This is a genomic window from Kitasatospora sp. NPDC041917 (assembly GCF_055589745.1).
This window is the reverse complement of sequence record NZ_JBVJBI010000122.1, coordinates 1-1,282: the sequence shown is the minus strand read 5'-3', so window position 1 is coordinate 1,282 and position 1,282 is coordinate 1. Positions and strand designations below refer to the sequence as shown.

Sequence of the window (1,282 nt, the reverse complement as noted above, 5' to 3'; positions counted from 1 at the left end):
CCCGACCACCCGCACGCGAAACCACCCCCGACCGAGGCCGGTCCAACGGCAACGCCACCTCCTGCGGCGAATCCCGCAGCACCTCCGACCAGTACGCCAACTGCTCACCCACGACCCCACCCAGCAGCTCCTGCTGCCACAGCGAGTAATCCGCGTACTGAACGGCCAACGGCTCCCACTCCGGCGCCAGCCCCGCCAACCGCGCCCGATAGGCCGACGCCACCCCCTCCCACAACGGCCTCATCGACCACCCATCAATCGCGATGTGATGTGAGGTCAGCGACAGAATCGACTCTCCCTCACCCTCGCCGAGCGTGAACAGCACCATCCGCAACGGAAGTTCGGCGGAAAGATCGAACGGCGTGAACGCAGCCGTGCGCATCTCCTCGTGCAGCGCATCACGTCCGCACTCCACGACCGTGAACGGGACGTGGGCGCCGTCGGCGGGCAGCACCTGTTGGCGCGGCTGACCGTCGACCGCCGGGTAGACCGTGCGCAGGGCCTCGTGCCGGCCGACGACATCACCGATCGCCGCACGCAGAGCCTCGACGTCCACCGTGCCGTGCAGACGGAACGCGAAGTGACTGTTGTAGGTCGCGGAGGCGCCTTCGAGCTGGTCCAGGAACCAGAGTCGCTGCTGGGCGAACGACAGCGGCAGCACCTCCGGCCGCGGGCCCGCCACCAACGCCGGACGCGCCGGACGGCCGTCCTTCAGCTTCTCCACGACGCCCACGACCGTGGAGGCGTCGAACAGGTCACGGATCCCGAGCTCGGCATCGAAGGTACTGCGGATCCGGCTGATCAACCGGGCCGCCAGAAGCGAATGACCGCCCAGGGCGAAGAAGTCGTCATCGATGCTCACCGACGGCACCCCGAGCACCTCCGCGAAGATCGCGCACAGGATCTCCTCCTGCGCGGAGCGCGGGCTCCGTCCGCCCTGGTCGGCGGTGACGGCTGCGGGTGTGGGCAGGGCGCGCTGGTCCAGCTTGCCGTTCGGCGTGATCGGCAGCGCCTCCAGCACCACCAGCGCCGACGGGACCATGTGCCGCGGCAGACGCCCCGTGGCGAAGCCCCTCAGCTCCTCCGGATCGACCTCCTGGCCGGCGACCGGCACCACATAGCCGACCAGCCGCTTGTCCCCCGGACGGTCCTCCCGCGCCACCACCGCCGCCTGCGCCACCGCCTCATGCGCCTGCAGCACCGCCGCGATCTCCCCCGGCTCGACCCGGAACCCCCGGATCTTCACCTGATCGTCCGCACGCCCCACATACTCCAGCACCCC

1 protein-coding gene is annotated in these 1,282 nt (G+C 70.0%); it reads right to left on the bottom strand.

Features of this window, described 5'->3' with window-relative positions:
* The coding region (locus ACZ6EM_RS40450) for a condensation domain-containing protein (protein WP_465774689.1) at window positions 1-1,282 on the bottom strand (1,282 nt) is incomplete at both ends.